The organism is Bariatricus massiliensis (assembly GCF_900086725.1).
Lineage (GTDB): Bacteria > Bacillota > Clostridia > Lachnospirales > Lachnospiraceae > Allocoprococcus > Allocoprococcus massiliensis.
In genome coordinates, this window is record NZ_LT574838.1 from 919605 (window position 1) to 943066 (window position 23462).

28 protein-coding genes and 1 tRNA gene are annotated in these 23462 nt (G+C 43.2%); 6 read left to right on the plus strand and 23 right to left on the minus strand.

Translation table 11 applies throughout. The annotated features are described in order from the left end of the window. Nucleotides 1-27: 27 nt before the first annotated feature. From fabD to BN6465_RS15910, 4 genes are read right to left on the minus strand one after another with little or no spacing between them, the layout of a single operon-like run. On the minus strand, nt 28-951 hold the full coding sequence (gene fabD, locus BN6465_RS15895) for an ACP S-malonyltransferase (RefSeq protein WP_066737021.1): 924 nt from the start codon (nt 949-951) through the stop codon (nt 28-30). Next, complete coding sequence (fabK, locus tag BN6465_RS15900; RefSeq protein ID WP_066737022.1) at nt 944-1882, minus strand: enoyl-[acyl-carrier-protein] reductase FabK; 939 nt, start codon at nt 1880-1882, stop codon at nt 944-946. The genes fabD and fabK overlap by 8 nt, the downstream gene beginning before the upstream one ends. A gap of 47 nt (nt 1883-1929) precedes the next feature. Then, entirely contained in the window at nt 1930-2154 is a 225-nt protein-coding gene (locus BN6465_RS15905) for an acyl carrier protein (protein WP_066737024.1), read from the minus strand. A gap of 56 nt (nt 2155-2210) precedes the next feature. After that, a complete protein-coding gene (locus tag BN6465_RS15910; protein WP_066737027.1) occupies nt 2211-3173 on the minus strand; it encodes a beta-ketoacyl-ACP synthase III in 963 nt (320 codons plus the stop codon). Nucleotides 3174-3331: 158 nt separating this feature from the next. Between BN6465_RS15910 and BN6465_RS15915 the strand changes: the two genes are divergently transcribed. The 5 genes from BN6465_RS15915 to BN6465_RS15940 all read left to right on the plus strand — a co-directional run bounded on the left by BN6465_RS15915 (nt 3332) and on the right by BN6465_RS15940 (nt 5646). Next, nucleotides 3332-3414 (plus strand) — tRNA-Leu (locus BN6465_RS15915). A gap of 201 nt (nt 3415-3615) precedes the next feature. Beyond that, on the plus strand, nt 3616-3924 hold the full coding sequence (locus tag BN6465_RS15920) for a hypothetical protein (RefSeq protein ID WP_066737030.1): 309 nt from the start codon (nt 3616-3618) through the stop codon (nt 3922-3924). 542 nt (nt 3925-4466) lie between these two features. Then, nucleotides 4467-4823 (plus strand): ParB N-terminal domain-containing protein, encoded by a 357-nt coding sequence (locus tag BN6465_RS15930; protein WP_066737034.1) that lies wholly within the window; start codon nt 4467-4469, stop codon nt 4821-4823. A gap of 11 nt (nt 4824-4834) precedes the next feature. After that, nucleotides 4835-5113: a helix-turn-helix domain-containing protein gene (locus BN6465_RS15935; protein WP_066737036.1), complete on the plus strand. Its 279-nt coding sequence runs from the start codon at nt 4835-4837 to the stop codon at nt 5111-5113. Further along, nucleotides 5110-5646 (plus strand): hypothetical protein, encoded by a 537-nt coding sequence (locus BN6465_RS15940; protein WP_066737037.1) that lies wholly within the window; start codon nt 5110-5112, stop codon nt 5644-5646. The genes BN6465_RS15935 and BN6465_RS15940 overlap by 4 nt, the downstream gene beginning before the upstream one ends. 74 nt (nt 5647-5720) lie before the next feature. Here BN6465_RS15940 and BN6465_RS21050 read toward each other — a convergent pair whose 3' ends face one another. Further along, the gene (locus tag BN6465_RS21050) at nt 5721-5876 is read right to left on the minus strand and encodes a hypothetical protein (RefSeq protein ID WP_199882850.1); all 156 of its coding nucleotides are present in this window, start codon (nt 5874-5876) and stop codon (nt 5721-5723) included. 142 nt (nt 5877-6018) lie between these two features. After that, nucleotides 6019-6243 carry a helix-turn-helix domain-containing protein gene (locus BN6465_RS15945; protein WP_066737039.1) on the minus strand — a complete coding sequence of 75 codons (225 nt, stop codon included), beginning with the start codon at nt 6241-6243 and terminating at the stop codon, nt 6019-6021. A gap of 163 nt (nt 6244-6406) precedes the next feature. On the opposite strand from BN6465_RS15945, the gene BN6465_RS15950 reads away from it, so the two are divergent. Next, nucleotides 6407-6688: a hypothetical protein gene (locus tag BN6465_RS15950; protein WP_066737040.1), complete on the plus strand. Its 282-nt coding sequence runs from the start codon at nt 6407-6409 to the stop codon at nt 6686-6688. Between the two features lie 32 nt (nt 6689-6720). Here the strand turns inward: BN6465_RS15950 and BN6465_RS15955 are convergent, their stop codons facing one another. The 17 genes from BN6465_RS15955 to BN6465_RS16035 form a co-directional block, all read right to left on the minus strand. After that, a complete protein-coding gene (locus BN6465_RS15955) occupies nt 6721-7767 on the minus strand; it encodes an N-acetylmuramoyl-L-alanine amidase (RefSeq protein ID WP_066737042.1) in 1047 nt (348 codons plus the stop codon). Nucleotides 7768-7873: 106 nt separating this feature from the next. After that, complete coding sequence (locus BN6465_RS15960) at nt 7874-8203, minus strand: hypothetical protein (RefSeq protein WP_066737044.1); 330 nt, start codon at nt 8201-8203, stop codon at nt 7874-7876. 1 nt (nt 8204) lies between these two features. After that, nucleotides 8205-8933 carry an ORF6C domain-containing protein gene (locus tag BN6465_RS15965; protein WP_066737046.1) on the minus strand — a complete coding sequence of 243 codons (729 nt, stop codon included), beginning with the start codon at nt 8931-8933 and terminating at the stop codon, nt 8205-8207. Nucleotides 8934-9551: 618 nt separating this feature from the next. Next, nucleotides 9552-9845 (minus strand): phage holin family protein, encoded by a 294-nt coding sequence (locus BN6465_RS15970; RefSeq protein ID WP_066737048.1) that lies wholly within the window; start codon nt 9843-9845, stop codon nt 9552-9554. A 1-nt stretch (nt 9846) separates the two neighbouring features. Beyond that, nucleotides 9847-10107, minus strand: a complete 261-nt coding sequence (locus BN6465_RS15975; RefSeq protein WP_066737050.1) for a hypothetical protein — start codon at nt 10105-10107, stop codon at nt 9847-9849. A gap of 17 nt (nt 10108-10124) precedes the next feature. Next, a complete protein-coding gene (locus BN6465_RS15980; protein ID WP_066737053.1) occupies nt 10125-10538 on the minus strand; it encodes a putative ABC transporter permease in 414 nt (137 codons plus the stop codon). After that, on the minus strand, nt 10538-11221 hold the full coding sequence (locus BN6465_RS15985) for a DUF4376 domain-containing protein (RefSeq protein ID WP_066737055.1): 684 nt from the start codon (nt 11219-11221) through the stop codon (nt 10538-10540). Before BN6465_RS15985 ends, BN6465_RS15980 begins: the two co-directional genes overlap by 1 nt. A 427-nt stretch (nt 11222-11648) precedes the next feature. After that, entirely contained in the window at nt 11649-12170 is a 522-nt protein-coding gene (locus BN6465_RS15990; protein WP_066737056.1) for a gp53-like domain-containing protein, read from the minus strand. A 16-nt stretch (nt 12171-12186) separates the two neighbouring features. Continuing rightward, entirely contained in the window at nt 12187-12387 is a 201-nt protein-coding gene (locus BN6465_RS15995) for a hypothetical protein (RefSeq protein WP_066737058.1), read from the minus strand. 8 nt (nt 12388-12395) lie between these two features. Continuing rightward, entirely contained in the window at nt 12396-15092 is a 2697-nt protein-coding gene (locus BN6465_RS21270) for a phage tail protein (RefSeq protein WP_066737060.1), read from the minus strand. 9 nt (nt 15093-15101) lie between these two features. Beyond that, complete coding sequence (locus tag BN6465_RS16005; RefSeq protein WP_066737061.1) at nt 15102-16367, minus strand: siphovirus ReqiPepy6 Gp37-like family protein; 1266 nt, start codon at nt 16365-16367, stop codon at nt 15102-15104. Further along, on the minus strand, nt 16349-16969 hold the full coding sequence (locus BN6465_RS16010) for a hypothetical protein (RefSeq protein ID WP_074017804.1): 621 nt from the start codon (nt 16967-16969) through the stop codon (nt 16349-16351). Before BN6465_RS16010 ends, BN6465_RS16005 begins: the two co-directional genes overlap by 19 nt. A 6-nt stretch (nt 16970-16975) precedes the next feature. After that, nucleotides 16976-17839: a phage distal tail protein gene (locus BN6465_RS16015; protein WP_066737063.1), complete on the minus strand. Its 864-nt coding sequence runs from the start codon at nt 17837-17839 to the stop codon at nt 16976-16978. After that, nucleotides 17823-21800: a phage tail tape measure protein gene (locus tag BN6465_RS16020; protein ID WP_066737065.1), complete on the minus strand. Its 3978-nt coding sequence runs from the start codon at nt 21798-21800 to the stop codon at nt 17823-17825. Before BN6465_RS16020 ends, BN6465_RS16015 begins: the two co-directional genes overlap by 17 nt. 84 nt (nt 21801-21884) lie before the next feature. Further along, the gene (locus tag BN6465_RS16025; protein WP_066737071.1) at nt 21885-22523 is read right to left on the minus strand and encodes a bacteriophage Gp15 family protein; all 639 of its coding nucleotides are present in this window, start codon (nt 22521-22523) and stop codon (nt 21885-21887) included. Next, entirely contained in the window at nt 22523-22879 is a 357-nt protein-coding gene (locus tag BN6465_RS16030; RefSeq protein WP_066737073.1) for a DUF6673 family protein, read from the minus strand. The genes BN6465_RS16025 and BN6465_RS16030 overlap by 1 nt, the downstream gene beginning before the upstream one ends. Nucleotides 22880-22937: 58 nt before the next feature. Continuing rightward, nucleotides 22938-23459, minus strand: a complete 522-nt coding sequence (locus tag BN6465_RS16035; RefSeq protein WP_066737076.1) for a phage tail tube protein — start codon at nt 23457-23459, stop codon at nt 22938-22940. Nucleotides 23460-23462: the final 3 nt, after the last annotated feature.

Sequence of the window (23462 nt, forward strand, 5' to 3'; positions counted from 1 at the left end):
TACTCCTTTTTCAACTGCCGTTTTCTCTTATACCGGCAGCTCCTCTACTACTTTGTCCACATCTTCCCAAGTTCCGATATTATATACCTGCACCTCGCGGTTGATTTTCTTCAAGAATCCGGCCAGCGTTCTTCCCGGTCCGATTTCCACAAAGGTGTCCACACCCTCTGCGATCATGCGCTCTACACTTTCCTGCCAGCGTACTGACTCTGACACTTGCCGGGCCAAGAGCGCCTTCGTCTCCCCAATATCTGACACGTATGTGGCAGTCACATTGGTCACATAGGGAATCCGGAGCGCCCGCAACTCGGTCTTCTCAAGAACTTCCGCAAGCTCTGCTCCCGCCGGCTTCATCATCGGTGAGTGGAAGGGGCCGCTGACGTTCAGCATGACCGCACGCTTCGCCCCCGCTTCCTTAAGCGCCTCAGCCGCTTCCTCCACGGCCTTCGTCTCTCCGGTAATCACTATCTGCCCCGGACAGTTAAAGTTGGCCACGGTCACGCCTTCCCGCCCCTTTAGGACTTCCACGATGGCTTCGCCCGTCATCCCAAGTATGGCTGCCATAGCGCCCTCGCCCGCCGGAACCGTATTCTGCATAAGAATCCCTCTCTTCCGTACAAGTTTAATGGCGTCTTCCTCTGACATCCCTCCAGCCGCACTGACTGCACAATATTCTCCCAGACTCAATCCCGCAGTTACATCCGGCTTTAGTCCCTTTTCTGTCACAACTCTTGTCATTGCCAGACAGGTCGTCACAAGCGCAGCCTGCGTATATTCTGTCAAATCCAGTCTGTCATTTTCCTCAAAGCACAATGCTTTCATATCTATATCCAGCAGCTCGCTTGCCCTGTCGAAAAGCTCCGCCGCCACTTTACTATTTTCATAAAAATCCTGCCCCATCCCGCATTTTTGCGCGCCTTGTCCGGGGTAGATAAATGCAATCTTACTCATAGAATCCTGCTCCTTTAATCAGTGCGTCAGTCTCTCTTACTAATCTGTCGATCAGCTCCTTACAAGTGCATTCTTCTTTTACCATAGCCGCACTCTGCCCCGCCATCACACTGCCATTTGCCACATCGCCTTCTACCACAGATTTTCTCAAGCCTCCCAAAGTCAGGTGTTCCAGCTCCTCGAAAGAAGCCCCCTCCTGCTCCAGCTTTAAATACTCCTTCGTCATCTGATTTCTCAGCGCACGCACCGGATGGCCAGTACTTCTTCCTGTGACTCTGGAATCAATGTCCCTTGCTTTTATGATTGCTTTCTTATAATTTTCATGTACAATAGATTCTTTCGTTACCACAAAATGCGTTCCCAGCTGCATGCCTTTAGCGCCCAGCATAAATGCCGCCGCCATTCCTCTGCCGTCGGCAATCCCTCCGGCCGCGATCACCGGGATATTGACCGCATCCACGATCTGCGGGACTAATACCATTGTAGTATTCTCTCCGATATGGCCGCCTGCCTCACAGCCCTCCGCTACCAACGCATCAGCGCCACAGCGCTCCATACGTCTCGCAAGCGCCACAGAAGCCACCACCGGAATCACCTTGACTCCCGCTTCTTTCCACATACTCATATATTTTTCCGGATTCCCGGCCCCTGTCGTCACGACCTTCACGCCTTCCTCCGCCACTACCTTTGCCACTTCATCCGCATAGGGACTCATCAGCATAATATTTACCCCAAAGGGGTTATCCGTCAATTTTTTTGCTTCTCTAATTTGTTCACGTACCCAGTCTGCCGGAGCGCTGGCAGCTCCAATGAGTCCAAGCCCACCGGCATTCGATACGCCGGCCGCAAGATGATACTCAGCAACCCAAGCCATTCCGCCTTGAATGATTGGATATTCAATTCCCAGTAATTCGGTTACTTCTGTTTTCATATTACAACCTCTTTCTTGTCTACTTTACTTACGTTATCTGTACTAAATTATTTCTGCAGTCCTTCGATATAAACTACTACATCGCCAATGGTCTTTAATCCGCCGATAGCTTCTGTGTCAATCTCCACACCAAATTCATCTTCAAAAGACATTACCATATCCATCAAATCCAAAGAGTCTGCCCCCAGTGATTCAAAGGTTGTCTCCGCTGCCAAGTCTGCCACGTCTACTCCTAATCCTTCTGCTACGATGTTTTTCACTTTTTCTAACATAATATTCTGCTCCTTTTTTTCTCAATTTTATTTTATATAAAGAGATTCCTCTCTCTTTACCAGTTGATCAGAGATGCTCCCCAGGAAAGCCCCGCACCGAATCCGGCAAGTACTGCCCTTTGTCCTTCCTTTAGCATCCCTTTCCGGTTCATCTCATCCAGCAGTATCGGTATACTTGCAGAAGATGTGTTCCCGTACTCTTCAATATTCATGGGGAACTTCGCTATATCTACTTTCAAACGCTTTGCCACAGATTCAATAATTCGTTTATTGGCCTGATGCAAAATGAACCAGTCGATATCTTCCACCTCGAGCCCCGCCTTATCCAAAAGCTCGTGAATCATTTCCGGTACCTTTTTCACCGCAAATTTAAAAACGCCTTTGCCGTCCATGTATACATAGGTACTTTTATCTTTCATCTTTTCTTCCCAGTTTTTCTGATGCCGGCTTTCGCAAGTGAGCACACCTCCCTTGACACCGTCAGAATATGTAACGCAGGGCGTAAGCTCTCCTTCTACTCCCTTCAGAACCGCAGCTCCCGCGCCGTCCCCGAACAAGATGCAAGTGCCTCTATCCTCCCAATCCACCAGATTCGAAAGGCTCTCACTTCCTATGATAAGAATCGTGTTGTACATGCCGGAGGCAATATATGCCTGTGCCGTATTGTACGCAAACACAAAGCCGCTGCAGGCCGCGCTCAAATCAAAGCAGGTGGCGTTGACAGCCCCCAGCTCCCGCTGAACCTCACAGGCCGCACAGGGGAGAATCACGTTAGATGAGATTGTGGACACAAGAATCAAATCCACCTCATCGGCTGTAATCTGTGCGTCCTGCAGCGCGCGCTTTGCTGCCTTCGAGGCCATACTGACCGTCGTATCTTCTTTAATAATGTGGCGTCTTACAATTCCGGTACGCTCACGTATCCATTCATCGTTCGTATCCACCATCTTAGCCAAGTCATTATTATGGTAATAATTCGACGGCGTGTAAGCTCCTGTCCCATATATTTTTCCTATCATTTTTACATTTCTCCATATAGTTGTTTTACAGTAATATTATTTGATTTTAAAATACTTTGAGTTTCAAACTAATAGCTACTATATCATAAAAAAAAATGTTTGACAAGTATCAATTTTATGGTATAATGATTTTTGTCAGCGAGTTGAGTTGGCGGATTGCGGAAGTGTCGGAATGGCAGACGAGCTAGATTCAGGTTCTAGTGCTCGCAAGGGCGTGTGGGTTCAAGTCCCATCTTCCGCAGGTATAGAAAATAGTAGAAATACCGTAAATACGGGCGTTTCTGCTATTTTTTTATTGTCTTTTTTTCTCGTTGGGGGACATTTGGGGAGATTACTATAATTCTATGTTATATTCCATATTAAAATACATCAACCACTATTAAATAGCAATTTAGCTGGCAAGGCCGACATTACCAAGTTATCTGCCGTGGCTGGGGAGACTTTGACCGGGGAATATTTTGCCGGTGCGCCGGTGTATTCAAAGCTAATAGACGTAGGCGCGCTTCCCAATAACTCAGATAAGAATGTGTCTACCGGCCTGACTAGTGTCAATTATGTATGGATTGATACCGCAAACAGTATGGTATTTAACAGCGGCGCACATTATCCGTTTCCGTATATTGACCCCGGCAGCCTATCAAATGCAATAACTGGACGGTTACAAAATAGCTTTACTACATTAACAATCACAACCAAAACAAACTGGACTGGGTACGCGTGCATAGTGGCAATTAAGTACACTAAGCTATAGTTTATTTTGGTCCGAGGTAAGTAGCCATAAAACGGCTGTTACCGGCACTTAACACCACGGCCTTGCCAGAATTTTGCAAAAGTGTGAAAGTGAATAAGTCACCTGCAGATGCCTCATTAACGAATGAGTACATACAGCTAACGTAATTTGATGCGGTGGCTATCTGACGGCTCTGATTAATATTGTTACGGTCAAGATAACCGTATAATGCGTGTTGTCCACTCCACCCGGCTTCTGTAAAGTCAATAAGGACATCAATCCTGTATACTCCGGCGAAGGGGACTCGGAAGCCGTGCTTGTATGTTGTCCAATCAGGGACATACTCTAGCCCAAGGCTATCGAATATTTTTGTATTCCAGCCTGTGCCGCCCGGATTACTCGCATCACTATTGACATTATAATTGCCTGTATGACAATACACCGCGCTCTTGCCAATATGTGCTAAATTGCTATTTATCTTAAAATATTTCTATAAAATGTATTGACTTTGCGCCAATATTGGCGTATAATGTAATTAAAGATAAGGAAAGGGGATAAAAATCATGAAGTATAAAAATATAGCAAATAAAGCTCTTATCAATAATGTAGACGAAGAAAAGGTAAATGCAATTGCAGAGAGTATGAGAAAAAACGGCTTTGTTGGATGCCCTATCCTTATTTGGAATGACGAATTAATGACCGGTTCACACAGAATGGCAGCTCTTAAAAAGCTGGAAGATGAGGGCGTAGACATTTTTGATTGGGAAGTGGCAGAAGACATTACCGAAATAGCTGAAGAAAACTTTTCCAAATTTGAAGAAGAAAACGGCTGGCAGAGAGACGTGGACTTTTCTGATATAGGATGGTTGCTCAAAGGCTCATGGGTAGAAGAATACAAAGATGAAATAGTAGAATGGTAGGGTGAAAGAATATGAAAAGATATCCAGATTGCATCAGGACAGACGGCATGTGCGGCATTTGCTCTCTTGTAAACAGGGGTCTCGACTGCCACAACAATAAAATTTGCGGCCTGCTCTTCCAGCGGACCGCCTGCGGAATGACTCAGAATGAACTTGCAGAAAAGGCCGGAATAAACATCCGGCAGATACAGAAATACGAATCATTATCGAGTGATACTGGTAACATGACTCTCAAAAATGCTATTGCGCTGGCTGATGCACTAGAGTGTGATGTGAGGGATTTGCTATGAGTAAAAATATGATACCAAGAGTGTGCAAGTCATGCGAGTGTAGCTTTATCGGCGGCCCTCGTGCATGGTATTGTCCTGCTTGCCGGGTAGAACGGAAAAAGGACTCACAGAGGAAAATGCGGGAGGCGAAAAAAAGCAATAACTATATACCGCTTGGTAGTCCAATAACATGCGAATTATGTGGTGCAATTGTAATTAAAAATAGCGGCAATCAACGATACTGTCCAAAGTGCGCTAAAGAGCACTTAAAACTTGTAGATAATGCACAGTCCCTCGAATGGAAACGGGCAAATCCAGAAAAAATAAAAGAAGGAAAGCGGAACTTAAGTAAAAAAAGACATGCTGGTGAAGGTCGTAAATCTGGGGTAAAATATATATCTTGGGATAAGGGAGCGCAAAAATGGAGAGTCATGCCATTTTTTAATGGCAAACAATATCATGTTGGGCGTTTTTCGAGCTTGGAAGAAGCCGCCGAGAAATTGAATGAATTTATGTCTGAAAAAACTAATGGGCAAAATAAAAACTCTCCTTAATGGACTATTCTTCGTAAATATGTTATACTGTTCTCGCAGGGGAGCGGTGGCAAGCCCGCCCTCCTTTGCTACCTTTAATCTTCTAATGTACTTTGTAGATTATCTAATATTTTCTGTAGCCTCTCTTCTTTCTTCTTTTCGTCTTTCTCCTCTTGTACTTCTTTGATATCGTCAATCAAAAATCTTATGAAACCGTTAAACTGCTTATCAGTCATTCCCATGTCTTTCATACTGTCTCCTTTCTGATATTTGTTAAGTTACTTGCCTTCCTTAACTATCTTTAGTATACACTATTTTTTATATTATGTCAACTCTATTTTATATTATTCTTTATATTTTTTAAACTATTTTATTTGTATAATACACACTTTTTTATATTATTGGCTGTCCTGATTCCTTGTCAATAAAGGAAATTTTCAGGTCGGCATCGAGGGCCTCCGCAACTTTCTCGAGTTCTGATATTTTAAAAGTATTTCTCTTATATTTGTTGTTCATGTTCTGTGGTGTCTGCCCTGTCCTACGAGCAAGCTCTGCTTCTGTTATGTTTCCCCGTTTCACCCTACAAAGATTTATATATTCTCTTACATCTGTATGCATATTGCACCTCCTTTTTCTTCATCATACACTTTATTTTATATTGTGTCAATACTTATTTTTATATCATATAAATTATTTTATAAAAAAGTGTTGACATTATATAAAAAATAGTGTATAGTGTAATTACAAGATAAGAAAAATAAATTAATCGGAGGTATGTATAATGAAAATACAATATGAAGGACGTAGATACGAAGAAATCTATAACCCTAAAACCGGAAGATATGAAAATAAATATGTCGGAACGCCAAGCGCTGTTATATTTACTAAAGATTATGATTTAATCAAAGAAGTTATTAACGGACTTATTGATAGAGGCTGGGAATTCCAAGGTGGATTTGACGGTAGGACGGATGATGAGACTGGCTACTATTTCAAGGTCAACAATCAAGATGATTATAACAATTTCAAAGATGATTATAAAGAAATCAAACACTCACTATAATATAACTCCCCGGGATTGCTCCCGGGGATATTTTATACAATCTTAATCTGTACGGCATCAATGACATACCCATACCAGCCGGCATATCCATTGTTTCCGCTGCCCCAATCGGTCACCCAATCAAGCCAGCCTTTGCCAATTACATGTACTCGGTACTTGACATGTTTCCCCGGCGCACCGACAATGCGCATCTGTAGGCCATCGAACTGATTTCGGCAGTCACCGGCGAAGTTCTCACCGTTCTTATCCATCTCACGGTCACGCTGCCAGTTGTACCAGCCGCCGTTAAGCTTATGTACTCGGTACTCAAGATATCCGACATTCTTCGCTGTCCCCTTGACATAAGCTCTAAGCGCACGCAGGGCCTGCCCGAGTACTCCCGCATAAGCTTCTGTGCCTGTCCCGTTCTCATTGACATAGCTCTGCCACTTGCCACTGGCGTAGGCCTGCCATACTGCCTGACCGTCTTTAGCTGTTCCTGACGTACCGGATGTTTGTTCTGTTGATGTACTCTCTCCTGAGGAGGTGCTGTCGGACACATTTCGCCCAAGTATGCCCTCTACAATTGCCTGCGCGCATTTCTTATAATTCCATCTGTCCGCATCGTCTTTATCGTCAACGAAGCAACATTCTATAAGGATTGCAAGACTTTTTGTCCTGTTAAGGACCTGTAAGCTTTTATCATATTTTGTCCCCCGATTATGGATACTCAGAGCGGCACTAATGTTCTGGCATATCCTATCTGATATTTCCTTAGTACGGGAATCATAATTAAATACTTCTGTGCCGCCCGTTGATTTATCTCCTTTGTAATCGTTACGGCCGCTATTCAGATGAATACTAATATCAAGATTTACCGCATGTTGATTACATAATGCCACTATTCCATTCAGACACCCTTGCTTTGTAGTTGCGTAATTAACCGTACAATCATATACGGTGTGCCCCGCGGCTCTTAGCAGCCTGATAACCTCATCTTTTACCAGCCTGTCCTCAACCGATTCCTTAAGCATGCCAACGGCTCCTGACGCTCCCTGCCCCTGTGGGCAATGTCCTGCGTGTACGTTATAACTTGCCATATGTTTTCTCCCTTCTGTGCATTATTGCACTAAAAAGAGAGCCTGTCTCCAAGCTCTCAAATTATAGTTATATAAAGACACTCGCTCTTAAACCATGCCATTTTCATTATGCTGATTCTTTTTCCTCTTCCATTCCAGTGTACGATTCGATAGCTTTTTTTAGCAATTCCATCATTTGCGCATTGACAATATACTGAGATGGTTCTTTTTCAAATATGTCCATTAACCGTACAACTACCGGAAGCTCCAGCATATCGACAAAATCATTCAATGATAGCGGTATGTTGTTAATCTCATCACAGTGAAGCCTGCTTGACATAAGCGCCAATGTATGCAGGTGTTTTGTACTCTGTATATTCATAATATCATTGATAATGCTCATCCGCTCTTTATCGTTTTGCACTTTTTCCTCGTATGTGGGTATCAATAAGCTCATATTATGCCACCTCCATATTAATTTGTGAATTGCTGTCCAGAATCTGAATCCTTAAATTTGTGTCCGGCTCCCATAGGTCTATATACTGGAGCGCTTCATCAAATTTAGCAGTTAAAGTATTAGCTCTTGCATTAATACGGAAATAGTCACAATAATCTTTATTGAATCGGCTATAAGCCCTTCCTCTCAATGTTCTGTCTTTGTATGCATTACTTTCACGTCCACCTAACAAACAAGTTATTTTATGATTCACCCGGTTCTTTATGACTTGTATCTGTTCGTGGGTAATGGTCATATTATTTTCAAGCTTTTCCACTCTTTGTTCTACTTTCGTAACTCGCTTATCAACAACAATGACCGCCTTTAGCTCTGTTGATAAATCAGCCAACATATCATGTGTCATTTCCTTGTACTTCTTTTCCACTTTGATGAAGTAGCGCCGCACCTGCTTGCCCTTCTCGTTACGCTCAAGCATTGCCATCTCTTTAGCAGTGTCTAGCTTGATGATGTGGTTTTTCATGGTCTGTCCAGAAGGTGTAGAAATCTCTACGGCTTCAAAATCTTGTTTTTCCAATGCGTCACAGTCCTTCAACCTTCGTGCCGACCATTCGCGATACACACTCTTCACTCCCAACACTTGATGTAGTTCCGTACCATATACTACCTTTTCCCCTGTGCTTGTCTCATAAACTGGTACTAGCTCGTTCTCAATTACTGTTAAATTTTGCATATATGAAATCTCCTTTCAAATTGTTCTTGAAAGAAGTTCCATCCTGCATTATAATATTTGCAGAAGGAAACTTCTGGTGAGAGTAATCGGTTGACTTGGTAGGTTGGCGATTACTCTATTTTTTTAGTTCCGGTACCAATTTCTTTATTCCGCGTCTTATAGCTTCTGCACGTTCAATTTTTTCTTGTTGGCAATACTCATTTAGAATATTGCTTTCCTCGTTTCCTAAACGTACCGTGATTCTTTCTGACTTTGGATTGTCGATTGGCGGCCGTCCTGTTCGTGGACTCATGCAATCACCTCACTTTTTGTCTGCCACTAAATACATCATAATTAATGTCAGCCAAAAAGTCAAGAGGTTTTTCAAATATTTTCCACACCCCACATCTCTTCTGTTATAATAAATATAGTCAGTATTAGACTGTGGATTGAAACCATCCTACCAATGGAATAAAATAGGGCGCAGCATTTCGCCACGCCCATCTGGGGATATGGGGGAGGTCAGGAACATACCCTGACAGGACTTCTCCCCTGTATTTATTGTCTTCATTTATGCGCTCACTCCTCTTTTGCATCAATATCACTGCATGAAAAAAGAGGATAGTCCCCCCTCAAATACTACTCCTCTTTTCCCGACTGCTTAATAATCTGATTTGTATATGTACTTAGCCCTGCTACAAGAATCCCCTGCACTATAGACGTAAACACCGCCATCGCGATATCCGGTCCGCTCCTTAATGTTGTTGTCGCAATCACATATACCGCGCACAATGCAACTCCAGCCCCTCCTAGTATAAGAGGTATAAATTTGTCAGTTACAGCTTGGGCTTGTTTAAGCCCCATTCCAACAAAGTATAATACTACCGCTACAACAATAAGTTCCGGTTTCACATAATTCATAACCTGTTCCATACTAATTCTCCTTTACTTTTTCTAAAATTCCAATACGTTTCTCGTGGTCTACGAGCGTTTTATCCTGACTTTCATTGTGTTTCCACAATCTTTCATGAGACTTACTGTTTCTTGCTGTAAGGTCGTCCATACCCTCATCTAAATTATTCAGTTTGTCTACTAAACGGGTTATCGATGTATTTAACTTTACGATAGGCGTGCATATAGATATCGCAAATCCCGCAAGTGCTACAATTACCCCAAAAACTTCCCACTCTGTCACATTTCTTTACCTACCTTTCAAACAATGTCGTAATGTGGCCGCTCTTCGCCAAATAACAAATATCTTATCATATCATCTATGTAAACCGCCACCGCCGATAGCAAGAACCAGTAGCAGGAATTTTTAAGGCATATTTGTCCCATAAAGTTAAAGGCTCGGTCAGAATAGTCCCAAATATTCCAACCAAGCCATAAATTTATAACACAACCAGCCACGAACTCAATAACTGTAACCCAAAGCGTACTAAGTAACATTTGCCTAATCAAAGGCATTTTAGGAGTTGCCTCATTAAGTAACCCAATTACTATAAAACATATACCACCTACCAGAAACATCGTCCAATGGCTATACCCTCTCGCAATAATTTCAACAAAATAGTACAGCGTTCCGCCAGTACTTAGCAAAAACAAATATTTCACGAATTGTTTCACTATGCTACCTCCATCGCTTTCAAGACATCGGACTTGTATTTATCCGGAATTTCTACACCATACCGTATTGATTCGATGGTAGCTTTATCGGCCAGTGAACGGATGTATATCCTTAAATCACGGAAGTAGGTAACATGCCATGTCACATACGCCATCGCTGCCGCGGTTATCAGCTCCATATCTGCATTAGAATAGAATTTGCAATGCTCGGTCTCATCGCTGGTATGCCACGGTATATTTTCCTCTCCTGCAAGGACCTGCGCCTGCAGTCCGACGAGACTTGTCTGGTCATGGTCCGTCAGCGTAAAATGTTCAATTGTACCATTCGTTAAGGTGACATTAATTCCTTCTTGAATCATTTTCTGCTGTGCGTCATTCATTTCAGCAACCTTTGCCTCCTGCACTTCCTCAAGTGTTTGCTCCGGGACTGGTTCGGGTTCCGGCATTGGCTCAGGCTCAACGTATATAGAACCATCATCCGATAAAATAAACCCGCCTTCAATTTCTTTGAAAAGCGTGGTAAAACCATCATATTTTCCATATACAGCTCCAGAATCAAGTTCTAGGCGAAAACCAGAGATATTCGGCGAAATCTCACCAGTAATCTTTACTGTATGCGGCGAGAGTTTTTCTACCTCACCATATACAATTTCATTTGCATCTAAAAATCGAATGTTTTTCATAAAATTATTCCTTTCATAGATAAAAAATAGAGCCTTTGCAGCTCTAGGTTAATAAGTTACATATTCACTTAAATAGCAATTTAGGCACCGGAGGCATCGTAGAATCTGGCGCCGGTTATGTACGTTATAGAGATGGTACGCAACTATGCTGGATTGCCAAGAGCGCAACATACAACTACAGCACGGCATATGGTTCTGTGTATCACACAGGAGCCCAATATTTCGAGTTTGAAAAAGCATTCATTACAAAACCTTCGATAGCCGCTTCTGCCGGTTCCGCAGGTATGACATATGTGGCGAGCATACGTGCATCTAGTGACTTACAATCGGTAGGACTGACATTCTGCAACCCGGTAAGTACGTCAGGATTGTTGACTGATATCAGTATTATAGCGGTCGGTCGCTGGAAGTAAATTTTATTTATGCGTTATTTCCAACGGCCTACTGCGAACCAGTCGGCATCATGTGTCTCAACCTTATCAGTTGTGGTAGGATACTTCCGGCTGTACACGTTTGCTAAACTTCCGGTCATTTTTTGCGCTGATATAATCTCAAATACATACGCCGAACTCACATACTTTTGCTGCACAAAGAGCTGATAAGAAAGAGTATCCTTGAAAGCAATTGGGAAATTAATAGTCCCCGAGCCAGTGGTGTAGCCAATACTTACGATACCCCACATTAGGAGCGTACCGTCATTATACTTTTTATAATATGTATATCCGCTACTTCCTAATTCATATCCTAAATTATTATTTAAAGCCGTTAAATTGCTATTTATCCGCTTAGCTACCAGAGCATCAACCAGAAACCCCGGTTCTGTTACAAGCTCCAAATCATCCACCGAAACAATCTTATCTGTTATCTGTTCCGATGATGTTTCAAAGTGTATAGTGTCAAAATCAGTACCATTATCCACCTTAAATTTACTCTTTTTTATTGCTCCCATATTAGTATTACCTCCGTTAAATCTGTAACCACACTTGGCCTACCACATGAGTAGTAGGCGGTTCTGTGGATACTGTTATTTTAGTTCCATTACTGCTTGTAATTTTTGAATCTATTTCATTTTTTGTGTAAGTTCCAATCTCTGCGGGCGTAGGCTTATTACCTTTATGGTACACGTCATATCCATTAACCTTAAGATACTTAAAAAGACCTTTCATAATACCTCCTATCCAGTAACCGTCACCCGGTATTGATTCGCCGAAGGAGCTACAGCAAAAAGCAGTTTGATTGCGGATGTACTTGTTATCTGTACATCGCAAAGAACCATTTCATATGGCGATGCTTTCTCCCGAAGCATGACAGTCACATCCTGCGTACCAAGATTATGCGTGACCGTAAATTCCGTGGCCGTACCATTCCCAATATCGGCGCTGTATTTCTTTGTCCTAGCGTTCCATGTAGTACGTTCCGCCGCCGTGATATGTTTTGTCGTATCAGCGAGATGCGTAATTAGGTCTGCTACAGCTTTAGCAAGCTTACCAAATGCCGCCGATAGTTTCTCTCCGGATGTCAACGCAGAAAGTGTTGTCGTAGCTGTATACGTCGGTGTCTGGTCGTTCGTAGCCACATTCGGGACGTTGCCTAGACCTACGTTTGTTTTTGTCACTCCATGTGGATTCCCGGATTTGAGCTGACTATGGTCATAAGCTATTTTGCCTCTATCACCGCGGTATGCTGTAGAGCTTGTCTCTCCTAACGCAATAGTATCCGAAATGACTACATAAGCACTACCAGACCATCGATAGACCTTATTGGTGGAAAGGTCCGTATAAATTTTTCCAGCTTCTGCACTGATTTCTGTCGTGTGCGCAGACTCTTTATAAAATTTTCCTCCGCTCAAATATCCTTCTATAACATCATCGACAAAACTAGGCAACTGAGACGCTGGTACTTTTCCCGCAGCATCCAATTCAGCTACGCCCCCTGTAGCACCTTTCTGCGAAGTCGCTATATATGGATGACTATGGTTTGCTTTATCATAAGCTTTCTTCACCGCGTTCGCAGTTGCCGCCTGCGCTACCGATGTACTGTTAATATTATCATTTAGTTGTACAATTCCTGTCTGTCCAGTAGTGCCAGCCGGAAGGCTTTGCCATGTATTATCATTTCTCAAGAACTTTCGTGCATCTGCTGTTTGTACGGCAGGTACGTGATTCCCGTGGTTCGATGCCGCTTTCCCATTTAACTGTGTTTGTATATCTGATGTCACGCCAGCTATACAATCCATCTCTGCCGCTGACACTTTCGCCAATTTTGCGAAGTCTTCCTTACTCAACAATCCGTTCGCGCTTGCTGTTGCGAGGGAATACGTCGTATTACTGTCATAGCTATAGACCAGATGCCATGCTCCAGTACTAACCTGCGTCGTGTCATACAAGAGTTGTATGACTGCATTTGCCGGCGCGCGGCTAGCTGGTATTGCTGCTCCCTTATAATAGATTGGCTTTGCACCGAGACCATTGACATTGAGTGTCGCATTTGCGGCATTTGCGGCGTTGAACATCAAAATAATCATCGTTCCTGACACCAGTGCGGCCCCCGGAACAGATGCCTTATACGCGCTCGTTGTCCCAGTTGTAACCGCAAATGCGGCAATCCGTTTATAGAGATTATCAACTCTTGTCTTATCTGTGTTGCTCATCAAGCCAGCGGCGCTTCCCGTCGCATTTGGTATTGGGTCAGCCCCTCCGGCTATATGTTCTGCGCCGTGCACCGGATACGGTTCTATATTAATTAACTGCATATACTCCGCAAGTATAACATCGCCTGCATTTACCCCGCTTTTCAAAGTAAACACCGTACTTGAAGTTTCTACGAAGATTCCAGAGCTTTGTTTTACGCCATTTATAAACACAGAAAGCCCGCCGTGTCCCGGCTGGTAATATCCGCTTGTAAGCGTGAATGTTTTTTGTCCCTCTGTAGCCACGAACCGCTGTTGTTTGATAAGACAGCTCGATGGGTTGTTATTTGCGCTCAACACTCCCCCTGTCATGGACAGATTCTCTCCGACCTTTATCCCGCCTAGTTGTGTGGAGGAAGCGACTGGAGGAGTGAAAGTAGATGGTTTGCCTGTAATGCTCCCCCACGCTATGGTATCCTGCCCCCCTACCTGCACCCATGCATTAGCCGCATTATCTAACCAGATTTTTTTCGTATCGGCTGCTATATACACTATTTTGCTTCCGGTTGCCGTACCCTTGTCTGCATCAGCGCCGATATTGATTTGCGCCGGCGTGAATCCTAATTTCTCAACAATCTTTGCTTTTGTGAGCTCATTCAATATTGTCGCCGAGGATTTATTCTCCACACTGCCAAGTCCTACCTGTGATTTAGTAACACCGTGGGGATTGCTCTTGTTGGCCAGATGCGCTATCAGGTCTGTAACCGCCTTTGCAATCTTCCCGAAGGCTGCTGAAAGCTTCTCTCCAGATGTCAGGGCGCTTAATGCTGTGGCCACTGTATACGTCGGTGTCTGGTCGTTCGTAGCCACGTTAGGTACATTCCCTAGGCCTACATCACCTTTCGTAGTTCCGTGTGGGTTTGTACCACTTCCCGGATGTGCATATACAACCACTTCCGAACCATTTATTTTTATATTCCCATTCGTCAAAGACTTTTCGACTTTTGTTGCCCCCGATGCAATTGCATCAAGTTTTTGTTTTAATGCGGTCGTGAATGTCTCACCTGTGTAGGAGTATAGTGCGTTCTTCCACACCCCGCCCGCAAACATATACATTGTTTTATCAATGGTATTAAAATAAAATTGTCCTTCGACCGGACTTTCGGGAGCCGCCGCAAGGTTCTGTAGTCTGGCGTTCTGCAGCTCATTTTTGTTCAAATCAATATTTTGTAAATTTTTCATCTATGCCTCCTAATTCAAGTACGCAAAGCCAGCGAAGCCGCCAATAAAAATAAGTTTCAGATTGTTCCTGTCTATATACACAACATCGCCCATGACCATAGTTCCAGCACTGTCTGTTACTGTAACGGAAGGAAATTTACCCAGATTGTGATTGATTTCCCATACTTCTGCAGGAACGGACCTTGTATAAATATACCGCGCATCTCCTGCGCCTCCACCGCCAAATCCCGCCCCACTGCTACTACCAGAAGAAAGCCCCTTTTCTGGCACCCCAAAGGTTGGAATGACACTGTAACCATCCCTGTCCATCGTTTCGTCAATTTCAACCACATAATCATTCAGCGTTAGGCCGCTCTCTTCATGGATAATGGTCACCATATCACCTAGCTGCCACTTTTTACCGTAATCGGCTGAATCAACCTCGGATTCAAAATTCTCTTCAAGCTTCATGTCCGCTAATTTTGCCGCACCGCGCTCCGGAAGTTCACTTGCATCTTCTACATCCCTTGCATCCACATACACCTCGCGCCGTCTCTCTCCGGAAAGCTCATCGCCAACGATATAAATAGCCCGGTCTGCTCCTTCTCCCTGCCCAGCAGTATATGCACAATTCTTTGTGTTGCTGTCATTAACTGTATAAGTGGTATTACTAAGATTATCGTATTCTTCCCGGAATACGACAGGCGGGCGTTCCTTCTGTTGTATTGTTCGGTCCGTACCTTCCAACACCTCGAATACATATCTCTTATTCCTTATATCCATCCTTACGGCCACACCAAGCATAGAATATTTTGACAGCTCCTCTAAGCAAGTGGTAAGCTCCGTATGACTCGACTGGTAGGCCATTTTTTCCCCACGCCCAAGGGATTCCACAGCCTCAAATCGCTCCAGTTTCCTCTTGCCGTTGACAGGAGTCACCGCATTTGTTTTTACGATATCTATCATGATATCCTCGACGGGCGCATTGTAGTATACATAGTCCTTCCCAGCGTCTGGAACCGTTATGCGGTTTTTTAAGAGCCACAACAATGTAAAGCCTTTAATCGTAACGCTCCCATCTGTATCTTCGAAAATATATTTGATGATTCCATTCTTATACTCATCACCATCAAACAGGACACGGTTGTCTTTTTTTATGTATGCCTCCATCCGGTCCAGATGGATTTCAAATTGACCGTAACTATGCCAGCGTTTTGTAAAAATGACAACGGCATCGTCTACCTCTTTGAGCATCCGAAAGTCTGGGCTGTAAAATCTTACTGCTCTTGTATCCATATGCTTCCCGTCACGCTCCCTTCGGGGTTATCCGGCTGTATAAAGATATTCCGCCAGCCTTTCCCTTGCTGTGCGTCGAACCACTTATCAAATTGTTTTTGAAATTCTGTTACCATAGCTTTGTATTCGGTAAGGTTCTTCGGCCGGATGGCTCCGCATACAGAACTATCAAAACGCTCATCCGTTACTTCAACGCTTCCATTCGGCCTTACGCTAATTTTTGCAAGGGATATTTCCCACACATTATCGCTTCTCTGTAGTTCGGGTGCTTTAGGATTGCTCCCTGCCGCACCCGCCTTAACCACTATCTCAACTGGCCCGGACAATCTGTTCACTCGCACAACAATACGGTCTATTCTTTCATAGTTTGCGTCTGGGACAATTGGCAATACCAAGTCTGAATCATTATAATCATAGAATCCCTTGATAATAGCGAAACCTTTCGATACCGTCACCGCATTAGTCCCTGCTGTTACCTTCAATGTCATTTCACCATTATCATCTATGCTGACCCCACTCTCGAAGAGGTTCTCAAAGTACCGGTTGAATTCATCCTGTCCGTACTCATAATCACCATTAAAAAATCCACATTCCTGCATCATGCCCTCCTATATTCCAAGATACCGTTCCCGGTAGTATATTTCTACACCTCGCGTCTTCTCCGGTTCACTATCACCGGAAAATTCAATCATGTTGTCGCCGGGATACAGCCAAAAAAATTTAGAAGAAAAATCCAAGTTATCCCATGCGTTTTCGCGCTCATTACCATTGACGATTTCGACGGTTTTCTGCCTGTACGCAGTGTTTATATACATCGTGTCATTACTCGTTAATGTCTTCATGATTTTTATGTGTTCTCCGGTCCGATGGTTCTTTATCATTGGATTTACCGCTGGCCCCCGAAAGTAAATTTCCACCGGCGTTTCCATATCTCCATCGATGTATATGTTCTTTTTCAATGGACCATATTGTTTCATCCTAAATGGGAGACTGAACTTCCATTTCCATCCTCCTACAAGTGTCATGATTTTTTGCCCAACAGTTACCGCAGATAATAATTCCGGGTTAACACATACAAGTTCTACAAGACAGGATAATGGTTCACAAATTGTTTTATTATTTATTTTAAACTTTTGGACCTCATATTCTATTTGTCTATCAATGCCCAATAATTTAATGGTAAGCAAACCGCTTGAATAAGGTGTGAAAAATCTGGTTAATCTACGCCGTTGTGCCGCAACCTCTTCAATTGATGTGATTGCCACATAATCAAATTCCACTGATATAAGACGCTTAAGCAATTTCTTTCTCTTTACTCTTGCCCCGATATGGTTGATATTATCTTCCGTTACTATTTCATAATCAGTAGATTCAATCCCATCATAGTCGATAACATCAAAGGAAGAGCCATCGATAACAAGCTCTTCCTTTCCATTGTCAAATGTAAAAATGATTTCATTGTTTTTTTCCAAACGCAATCTCCCTCCCGACTTTTTTCAACTCTCTAGCTGTCTCAATAGGTGATTTTACTGGCTGATAAATATTTATTACTTGCTGTACTGACTCATTGCGGCTTATTTCATCAGCCTGCTTGCGCTCTTTCATCAACTCTTTCGCTTCTATTTCTACTACGATTTTGTCAGCTACAATTTTATGCTGGTCCTCCACAACAGCGTATATCTGGGACATTATATCAGGTACGTCAATATCTTTTAATCTTTGTGAGATTTCATTGATATTGATAGCTTTTAATGTATTTTGGGACAGCTCTTCTGCCGCATCTGTGGCTGATTTTGATTCCTGCTTTATACCCAACCCAAATCCTTGTGAATACCATCGCCCAACTTTTTTCATTTCTTTTGATGGAGATGCTATACCAAGTACTCTCTTCGCAGAATCTAACGCTGATTTTGCCAATTCTGCCGCCTTAGATGCCGCACTTGATATCCAGCTACCAATCCCACGCACAAATCCAGAACCAAAGTTGGAACCCGTTGTATAACTATCCTTAGAACCTGCACCGTCATTTGCATTTTGCGCTAATTCCAGACCTGATTTATGCGAAGCACCAGATTTGCTACTAACTCCAGATGCATATCTGCCACCAAAGGAAGTACCTGTTGTGGATGGGTCTATTGAGCCTGCTCCACGTTTTGCTGCGTCCGCATTGCTTCGCCCAGCATTTTGCGAAGAACCCAACATACCAGATATTCCACTACTGAATAATCGTCCAAAAATGCCACCAGTATTTACCGGATTCACAGAACCAGCTCCAGCATTTGCCGCATCTGCATTAGCCTTTCCGGACGCTTTTGAATTTCCTGCCTGCGATGCAGCCCCAATACCAAAGAACTGCATTATACGTGAGCCAATTCCTTGTGCCTCTGACTCACCGCCGCTTGATTTGAGTCCGTTCAAGAAATCAGTAACAAGTCCGACTCCCTTTTGAATTAGGCCCTCTTTTCCCTCTTCTACACCTTCTACCGCACCGGGTACGACTTGACTGAATATATCATGTACGGCCCTTGATGGAGAATGGACTTGCAATACCGCAGCTAGCGCATCCAAATATGAGCATCCGAGTTCATCTGCCTTTGCAGCAACTTCACCACCAAACTCAGAGCCTTCTATAGCACCTTGTACAGCCTGTTCAAACTTTTTCCGAGTCCCTTCATCTACGCCCTTCAATCCTTCGAGGAAACTTGTTACAGCGGCCCGCGACTCATTATTCAGCGAGCCAGATAACGCTGCCAGTTGTCCGAGCATGGCCGGGTCTATGTCTTTTGCAACAGCAGCCGCTCCTCCGGGTAGTTTTGCAAGCTCTGCTAGGCTCATTGCTGACATATTAGCAAATTCGGTTACGGCGCTGTCTGTTGCCGCTATGGTTCCATTCTTAATTGCGTCACCAAGAAGGACCATATTTTCTCCTGCTTTAACAGCTTGATTTTTTAATTCTTGGTCTGTTGCTTGGCCATGTGTTTTAAATCCTGTCTGGATAGCCATTAGGGCATCTTGTATAGCAACAGAATCTCCCGAAATTATAGCCGCGCTAAGTCCCTCATAAGCTTGAATTGTACTATTATAATGTTCGTAGCTATCACTTGCTTCCTGCAGGGCTTTTTGTTCTTCTTCGTAGGCTTCTTTTGCTTTTTCCACAGCATAGGCGGCGCCAGTTTGGAGCGCGGCAGTAACATCAGAGACTTGACCATATTTCTCTTCTTCTTCTCTCGCCTTTGCATTTGCTATTCCCAATTGAGTCTGTTTCTCAGCTAATTTGCTCGAGGCTTCTGCCGATGCTTCCTGACTGGAAAGCAGGTCCTTTAATGCATTGCTCCTGTTCTTTATTGCTTCATTATAGCTTGCCTCATAAGCACTTAATATAGCTTCTGCCTTTTTCTTTTCAATCGCCTTATCAATTGCCCCGGCTAATTCTTCGTACCCTTGAATTTGTCCATCAACAAGCTCTATCTCAATACCCAGCGCCTCTGCCAGCGTAGAAGTGATAAATGCAGCTCGCGCTTCATATCCTTCTTTTACTCGACCATTCTCATCAACGATTCCCCTAAGTTCATCTGCTAACTCCTGAGTATGCGCTGATTCAGCCAAAACGCCAGATACAGCCTCGTCACGCGCCTCTTTTGCTTCTCTGACAGCTTTTGTAGTTTCTTCAACTCGTTCACGCAGTTCTTCCTGTTCTTTCGCGTGTTTGTCCGTTTTCTCGGCACTTGAATCCGTGATTAGTGCATAAGCCCCAAGACCTGCAGCAAGCGCGGCAACTGCCGTCACTACAATGCCTATAGGATTTGAACTCATTGCTATATTCAACGAAGTTTGTGCTTTTGTCCACAATCCGGTAAGTGCGGTTGTAACTCCTATCTGCCCATTATATAGTGCCATTAAAGTCTGTCTTATCGTAAGTCCGCCATTTATTGCAACTGTCTGTAGTGCATTAGCTTTTTCCATGCGGTTCAAAATCGTAGTCGCTGCGGCATTAGCTTTCGTAGCAGTTGTAACTGCCTTTGTTATTGAATTATAAGATTTTAATGCCACCACACCAGTAGTAACCAATGGCACTGCAACATCCATATTTTTTGTGAAGAGTTCAATCGCTTTTACAACTGCAGGAAATGTTACCTTTGCAAGATTGCCACCTATATTTACAATGTTTTTTACTGGAGTAACTAAATTACCAACTGTTTCATTAGACTCAGAGACTTTATCGGAAAAATCATTAAAAATGTCTCCCGCTTCTTCTACCACTGATTTTATTCCGCCTGACTCAAAGGCTTCTTGTAATCTCCCCACACCATCTATGCCCGCATCCACCGCAACTTTGAGCGGCTCCCGCATATTGTCATATATTGAAATTCCAAAATCAGCAATATTGTTCTTAAATATCTGTATACGGCTCTCTAAAGTTTCGTATCTTTGCTCAGCTTCTTTTGTTAGCGCATTATTATCATCCCATGCTTGTGTAGCAATATCCAAACTCTTCGAAAGTACGTCACCAGCTCCGGACAGTCTTAATAATGCATCTCTCTGCCTTATCTCTGTAATGCCCATTTCGTCCAGTGTAGCAATGGCGCTTTTACCGCTTTCGTCCATGTTTGCCAGACCGGTTATGAACGATACTAACGCTTGAGCTGCGTCTTGCTGAAAAGCAGTTTTAAACTCTTCCCCGGTCATTCCCGCAACTGAGGCAAATTCTTCTAATGACTCCCCTCCAGTTTCTACTGCCAATTGCATTTTTGCCATTACCGTGGATACTGCAGAACCACCGGCATCTGCTGATATGCCCACCGAAGAAATTGCTCCGGAAAGTCCAAGGATTTTCGCTTCGCTCATGCCGACTTGTTTCCCTGCTCCAGCAAGCCTCAAACCCATTTCCACAACTTCCGACTCTGTAGTTGCCAAATTGTTCCCTAAATCAACTACTACTGAGCCTAAATTCTCGAAGCACTCTTGGGGCATTTGTGTAATATTTGCTAATCTGGCAAGAGAAGTAGCCGCTTCCGTCGCACTCATATTTGTTGCCACGCCGAGGTCTGACATCGTACGTGTGAACCCCATTATATTCTCATTTTTTATGCCAAGCTGGCCGGCCGCCTCTGCTACGTTAGCAATAGAAGAAGCTGTCTGAGGAATGTCTTTAGCCATATCCCTTATGCCCTGCCGCATTATGCCGAGTTCTTCATCTGTAGCGTTAACTGTTTTTTTTACGCCTGCAAATGCACTTTCAAATTCAATACCAGTTTTTACAGCATATACGGCCGTAGCAGTTAACGCTGTGGTAAATGCTGCGCCAGCCGCGGCGGCAGCAATCTTTACACCAGTGAGCCCTTTTCTAGCTGTCCCCTCAAACTTTGCCATTGCTTTTTCAGTCTTGGCATTGTCCAGTTCCGTTGTGATTTTTATACTTCCATCACTTGCCATTTTGCGTCGCTCTCCTATCTGTGACGCAAAAAAGGCACCGCATTTCGCTGTGCCTTAATTGCTTACTATGAGGGCGGCAGGAGCTTAATCTGCCATTCCTTTACCCTCTACTATTTCTTCATGCCTATTTTGTACATAGTCCTTCCATCGCTGATTTCGCATATCAAGTGTTACTTTTTTGCTCTCATCCGCTTCGGACTTAATCTTATATAGGTTTTTCATATCGTTAATGAAGGCCCTGCGTTCCTTCGAAAGTCCCGATGTACTTACAGTACGGTAGTACATTATTTTACTCATCTTCGTATCTTCGCCAAGAGACTCAAACAACGCCATGAATTTCCACCAGTGCATCTTTTCTTGAGTAAGGTCGATACCATATTGCTCCTTGAATGATGCATAAATATAAGCAGCATCCTGAGAAAGCGCATATGGTGCATTTGATGATTCTTTTCTATGATATCTTTTTTTATTATCGGTATTCGTTTCTGGTATATTCCCACAATGATAGAACCATAATATCCGTTCTATGGCTTCCTTAATATTAGCGGGTATATTGGGATAATATAGCTCAAGCATATGAATCAAGATTTCTTCATTAGTTTTGCCGCTCCTTAATACCTTGTCAAATAAAATACCAACGGTAAAATCACTTCTTATCGGGTAATCTATACCACAAACAGATACCGACTCCGGAAGACCGCCCGTTATAATGTCGAATACCATTATTCGCCTATCACTTTTAATTTCTGATTAATTTTTGCAGTTCTTTTTTTGATAATAGGCGCTACTTGTTCCGGATATAACGAAGCCATTTCATCAAGAGCTTCAAGACATGTCAGAAAATCCACCTCACTGCCAAATACTTTTTCCGCGCTTCCTTCTCCAAATATATCATCAACATAGTCTATGATGGCACTACACTGCTCCTTAATTGCTATGCTTCCAGTCATTTCGGAGCTTGCAGCCTTGATTCTTTTTACGGTCTCATCAAACTTTGTTTCAAATTTTTGTACTACCTTTGGATTCAATAAATCTGCTTGCAACGCTACTCCTAACAATTTGACTTCCACCATTTTCATCTTGTTCATCCTCCATTTCTCGCTCTAATACCTTAATATTCTCTTGAACCGGTGTATTTCACTTTGATGTTGGTGCAACAGGTGTAAATGTATATTCTGCCGGATTTACACCAATCTTCTTGAATTCAATGTCAATTGCAGAAGACTCCCCTGCATTACCAGAACCATCAGAATTTACGATAATAGAACACTGCCCCTTTTCACCTTTGCCATTCAAAATATTAAAATACACATAGTTTGTTACGACTCCGTTTCCTGTACCATATTTCATAGCATGTGACAAACAGAAGTCTTGTGCTTCATCGCCTGCATACCTATCTCCAGTAACTGCGAAAGAACGTTGCGTCCCTGTTTTCATTGTGTTCTGACCTGCGCGAATATACTGTTTATCCTGTGTTACTGGATTGAGCTGCGCATCAAGACCGGCAATTCCCATTTCTACTACAGCATAATTAGATTCAGTCGTCGGTGTTGATGCGTTGGGCTCTAAATCAATTGCAAATACATAATCATCATTTGTCACCCAGCCCTCATATTCAGGTTTAATTGCATAGCCTTTCATAAGTTCATTTAATTTCATATA